The sequence below is a fragment of the Gemmatimonas sp. genome, from assembly GCF_036405635.1.
Lineage (GTDB): Bacteria > Gemmatimonadota > Gemmatimonadetes > Gemmatimonadales > Gemmatimonadaceae > Gemmatimonas.
The window spans coordinates 1-4887 of record NZ_DASWXE010000092.1 but is presented as its reverse complement, the minus strand read 5'-3'; the positions used below and the strand labels follow the sequence as shown (position 1 = coordinate 4887).

Sequence of the window (4887 nt, the reverse complement as noted above, 5' to 3'; positions counted from 1 at the left end):
TCGAAACGGAGCGGCACGAGGTTGCGCCACTTCTCGTCATGGCCAAGTCGGTCTGTGACCACGATGCGATCGACGCCCTGCTGATTGAGCGCCCAGATCAATGCGCTCCCGATGAAGCCCGCGCCTCCCGTGACGAGCACGCGGCGCGGCAGCGTATCGGGGACGGCGGGGAGCGGCAGAGGTTGGCGAGAATTCGCTTCAGTCATGACGGGAAACTAGCTCGTGCGGCGCAGTCACGTGATCGCGCGGGATGCTCACATTGCACCGGCAGAGCCGGAAAAATCGCCTCTGGTCACCAGCAGAAATCCCTCTAGCGAGCCCGTAAACGCCGCGGTAGCGTTGCGAATCTGTTATGACGCCCTGCTGGTGATTGAGGGCCACGTACAATATGGCGGAGGTTCGATGTTGGCTGACTCTGCAGGAAGACGGCGAAAGATGCTCCTTGTGAGCTGTGCCTTGGCAGGGCTTCTTGGCGCCAGTGTGGCCAGTGCACAGGGCACCGTTCGCGGGCGTGTGACCGATGCCGCGACAGGCCAGCCCGTCGCCGACGTGCAGCTGTTGTTGGTAGGCAGTCAGGTCGGTGCAGTCACCGGTGCGACAGGTGACTATGTCATTGTGAACGCGCCAGCTGGTGCGCGCGAACTGACGGCCCGTCGCCTCGGATACATCCGCCAATCCCGCAATATCACCGTGACCGCGGGGGCCGAGGTCCGCGCCGACTTTTCCCTCGCCGTCTCCGCCTCGCAACTCGATCAGGTGGTGGTGACTGGCACGGGCGGGGCGGTGGAGAAAAAGACACTCGGCAACTCCATCACCACGCTCGATGCGGCGACACTGACCGCCCGCAATACGGTGACCAATGTCAGCGAGTTGCTGCAGGGCAAGGCGCCAGGCGTGTCGATCCTTCCGGGCTCCGGTGCGCCCGGTACCGCTGGCGAAATCCGCATTCGTGGCGCGAGTTCGCTGACCGGCTATACGCCGGTGGTGTTCATCGACGGTATTCGCATGAACATCGGTGACCTCGGCCAGTTCGCTCCAACGGGCGGTGGCACGGTGGGTCTGGCGCAGTCCGCTCAGGTGACGTCGTTGCTGAACAATCTCAATCCCAACGACATCGAATCGATCGAGGTGATCAAGGGACCGGCGGCCGCGACGCTGTATGGTGCCGATGCCGCAAATGGCGTGATCCAGATCATCACGAAGAAGGGCACGCGTGGGCAGCAGCGCCTGCAGTGGACGATGCGCGGTGAGAAGGGTGTCAACGAATACAACCTGCTCCCCGAGGACAACTACACCACCTGTGATGCGGCCCGACAGGCCGCCACCGTGTCGGCGACCAACCTCACGCCACTGTGGCCCGGCTGTCAGGGGCTGGCGGTCAATACCATCATCACGGACAATCCGTTCGCACGCGATTCGCGAGCCAGCCGCGATGGCAATCTCGCCCGCACCTCGCTCAGCATGCGCGGCGGCGGCGATCGGTTTGCGTTCTACGTCGCGGGCGACCGCACGACCGAGCAGGGTGTGCTGCGCAACAGCGACAACGCCAACACGGCGGTGCGCACCAACTTCAACTTCACCCCGAACGAAAAGTCCGATCTGGCGCTGAATGTGAATTTTCAGCAGGGGCGTACACGGTTGCCCATCCAGGACGAGTCGGCGAATGGTCTGCTGCTCAGTGCGCGGCGCGGCAACCCGGGGCGGTTGTCCTATTTCGCGTCAACGCCCGCGGACTCCATCCTCAATGCCGGCTGGCGCACCATCGCACCCAATCGCGCCAACATCTACCAGAACTACACCGACTATCAGCGCTACACGATGGGCATGACGGGGACCTACACCCCCTTCAGCTGGTTCCGCAATCGTCTGACGGTGGGCTTTGATCGCACGGTCACGCAGGCCCAGTTGCTGTTCCTGCCCGGCGACATCGATATCGGACAGGATCCGGATGCGGCTTCCGGCGTCAACATGCTCCGCAAGCCGACGCGTGACATGGTCACGATCGACTATGCCGCGACGCTGAACAAGACGCTGGGCAGCTACGCGTTCACCACCACGCTGGGCACCCAGGTGGTGGGGGATCAGACCGAGACCATCGGCGCGACGGGTATCGGTATCGGCGCACCGGACGTGACGTTGCCGCAGCTGCTGCAGCGCTCCACGGGTACGGAAACGTTCACCGAAAACAACTCGGTGGGCTACTTCGTGCAGCAGCAGGTGGGATGGAAGGATCGGCTGTTTCTGACGGGTGCGGTTCGCGCTGATGACCACTCGGCGTTCGGCACCAACTTCGATCTCATCGTGTATCCGAAGTTCTCGGTCTCGTATGTGCTCACCGAAGAGCCGGCGTTGCAGGACGCGTTGAATGCGATGCGGATCAGTACCTTCAAGTTCCGTTCGGCCTGGGGGCAGGCTGGACGAGCGCCGGCGGCCTACTCGGCGCCCCAGACCTACACGGTGGATCGTGTCACGCTGGGGACCAGTACCGGATCGGCCATTCGTACGGCCGCCTATGGCAATCCGAATCTCAAGCCGGAACGCGGTCAGGAACTCGAAGTCGGTGCCGACGTCGGTATTCTCAACGAGCGCATTGGTCTCGATTTCACGTACTACAACAAGACGACGTCCGACATGATCCAGTCGGTGTCGATTCCTCCGTCTACCGGATTCATCAGCACGCAGTTGCAAAATCTTGGTGAAGTGACGAACACCGGTATCGAACTGGGGGTGTTCGGCAAGCCCATTCAGCGCAGCAACCTGCTATGGGAGAGCCGTCTCAATATCGCGACGAACAGGAATCGTCTGGAAAGTTTCGGCGTGGCTGGTCGTACGATCGACACCCCGTCGGGACAACCCTACGGCTCGGTGCAGCAGCATCGTCTGGGCTATCCGTTGGGCGGCTACTGGGTGACCCCGGCGTTGCGGGCGCCTGATGGTTCGGCCTTGCTCACCAGTGCGGGCGCCGCACAGTTCCCGGCTGGCGATACGGCCCGTCGATACATCGGTCCCTCCACGCCGACCTTCGAATGGAACTGGTCGAACACGGTCACGGTGTTCAAGTACTTCCGCGTCTATGCGCTGCTCGACGCCAAGGCCGGACACTTCATCTACAACTACCAGGAACGCAATCGGTGCCAGTCCAATGACAACTGCTGGCGCGTGAACAATCCGAACGCCCGATTCCCGAAGACGGCGGCGGACACGATCCTGTTCAAGGAGCTTGCGGTGTATCGCAACGCCGGTGTGGCACCCGAGTGGATCGAACCGGCCGATTTCATCAAGCTGCGCGAAATTTCTGTGTCGGTCGATGTGCCGCCGACGTGGCTGCGTCGTGTGGGAGCTCAGACGGCGTCGTTCACGCTGTCAGGGCGCAATCTGGCGATCTGGAGTGACTACCAGGGGGTCGACCCGGAAGTGAACTCCTATGGCGGCCGCAACTTTGTGCGTGCCGATGCCTATGCGCTGCCCATGATGCGCCGCTGGACCGCGGCCGTGAACCTCACGTACTGAGCAGGCGACGACTACTCATGAAGATGACCACAGAAATCCGCCGGGCCATCCTGTCGTTCACCGTGCTCGCCGTACTCGGTACGGCTGCCTGCAACGACTTCCTCGTGGCCGAAAATCCGGGTGCTGTCGAAGAGCCCGATGTGAACAATCCTTCGTACGTCAACCTGATTGCCAACGGGCCGATCTACGGATTCCAGTTGTCGTACACTGACATGTCATTCTGGAATTCACTGTTCACCGACGAGTTGTTCAATCGCGCCACGTTCGTGGAAGAAGGGCAGATCGACCGTCGGGAGCTCTACAGTGACATGACGTACATCAACGCCTTCATCTACGCGCCCATGCAGCGCGCGCGGTTCCTGGGCGAAGATGCTGCCAAGCGGATCAAGACCATTCTCGGTGATACGGCCAGCCGTGATTTGCGTGTCGCCCGTGCACTGGCGTACACCGGCTACGCCTACGTCGCGCTCGGTGAAACGATGTGCACCACCCCCATCGATCTTGGTGTGCCGAAGACCTCCGCCGAGATGATGGCCGATGCCATCACCCGCTTTCAGGAGGCGATCACCATCGGCACGGCATATCGAGCGTACGTCTCTGCGAGTCCGAACGCCGTGGCCGCCGCGGACTCGGTGATCAACTTCGCCAGAGTGGGTGCAGCACGTGCGGCACTGAATCGCAACGACAAGACCCAGGCCACGACTTTCGCGTCGCAGGTGCCGGCAGCCTTCGAGTTTCGGGCGTACTACACCGACAACACCACCGGACAGCGTAATCGTGTCTTCGAGCGGCTCACACTGGGCAGCAATGCCTGGATGACCAACACTCCGTTCCTGGCCATGGCGGGAGATCCGCGCGTCCCGCGCATTGCCACGGGAGCCAGGGCCACCACTCCGCTGTCACCACCATCCTTCAGCACGTTCAACAACACTCCGGCGGGTGCTGATTTCGCGCCAATCACATGGATGCGAATTGCATCTGGACTCGAAGCCCAGTACATCGTCGCCGAGGCCGCCGGGCCAACGGCCGCCACACTGACTTTCGTCAATCAGCGGCGAGCGGCGGGATTGCAGACCCCCGTCACGCTCACGGGTGATGCTCTGATGGCTGAATTGCGTGACCAGCGAAGCCGCGACTTCTATCTCGATGGCCATCGTCTGGGTGATCTGCGCCGCTACAAGCAGCACTACAACGTGGACTTGTTCCCCAAGGGACCGTATCCAGGGTCCACGTCGGGGCAGGTCTACAGTGAGAATATCACGTGCTGGCCGCTTCCGACCAATGAGATCAACGGCAATCCGAACGTTCCGCGTGGTTGATCTGTTGCGCCGTATTCACCCTCGATAAGGTTGGCATCAAAAAAGAATCGCGGCGCGT

The 4887-nt window shown here is 61.8% G+C and carries 3 protein-coding genes; 2 read left to right on the top strand and 1 reads right to left on the bottom strand.

Annotated features, from left to right (window positions below):
- Positions 1-206, bottom strand: a 206-nt coding sequence (locus tag VGE27_RS07710; RefSeq protein ID WP_331049067.1) for an NAD-dependent epimerase/dehydratase family protein, incomplete at its 3' end; no start/stop codon positions are given.
- A gap of 250 nt (positions 207-456) precedes the next feature.
- Here VGE27_RS07710 and VGE27_RS07705 point away from each other — a divergent pair.
- Together VGE27_RS07705 and VGE27_RS07700 are read left to right on the top strand one after the other, a co-directional pair.
- The gene (locus VGE27_RS07705; protein WP_331049066.1) at positions 457-3510 is read left to right on the top strand and encodes a SusC/RagA family TonB-linked outer membrane protein; all 3054 of its coding nucleotides are present in this window, start codon (positions 457-459) and stop codon (positions 3508-3510) included.
- A 17-nt stretch (positions 3511-3527) separates the two neighbouring features.
- Positions 3528-4829: a RagB/SusD family nutrient uptake outer membrane protein gene (locus VGE27_RS07700; RefSeq protein WP_331049065.1), complete on the top strand. Its 1302-nt coding sequence runs from the start codon at positions 3528-3530 to the stop codon at positions 4827-4829.
- The last annotated feature ends 58 nt before the right edge of the window (positions 4830-4887 follow it).

Bases quoted from the DNA above. Each gene is read 5' to 3' on its own strand.
- VGE27_RS07700 (WP_331049065.1), top strand. From the start codon at position 3,528: ATGAAGATGACCACAGAAATCCGCCGGGCCATCCTGTCGTTCACCGTG.